Source organism: Pseudomonas sp. HY13-MNA-CIBAN-0226, from assembly GCF_040310305.1.
In the GTDB taxonomy this organism is placed as follows: domain Bacteria; phylum Pseudomonadota; class Gammaproteobacteria; order Pseudomonadales; family Pseudomonadaceae; genus Aquipseudomonas; species Aquipseudomonas gregormendelii.
The window spans coordinates 1-446 of record NZ_JBEOPS010000076.1 but is presented as its reverse complement, the minus strand read 5'-3'; the positions used below and the strand labels follow the sequence as shown (position 1 = coordinate 446).

The following is a 446-nucleotide window of genomic DNA, read 5'->3' as shown; positions in this document are numbered from 1 at the left end:
AGCTTCACCAAGGCAGCATTGGAGCTTTCCATCACCCAAGGCGCGATTTGCCGACAGATCGCCAGCCTGGAGGAGTTTTTGAGTGTCGAGCTGTTTCGCCGCTCACGCCGTGGAGTGAAGCTGACGGAGGCGGGGCTGTCTTATAGCCGCAGGGTTGCAACGCAACTGGACGCCGTAGAGCGCGACACCTTGTCGGTGATGGGCCAGCAGGGCGCCAACGTAATCGAACTGGCGGTGGTACCTACCTTCGGCACGCAGTGGCTGATCCCACGCCTGAAGGATTTTCAACATCAGCACCCGGAAGTCACCGTAAACCTGACAAACCGCACGCGTCCCTTCCTGTTCGCCGACACCGAGTTCGATGCCGCCATCTACTTCGGGGACGCCGACTGGTCGGGTACGCAATCCCACAGGTTAATGGGCGAAAACCCGGTACCGGTATGCAG

The 446-nt window shown here is 59.9% G+C and carries 1 protein-coding gene; it reads left to right on the top strand.

Annotated elements, in window-relative coordinates:
- Positions 1 to 446 (top strand): LysR family transcriptional regulator (locus AAEZ05_RS27820; RefSeq protein WP_350649759.1); only part of this gene is annotated, 446 nt, incomplete at both ends.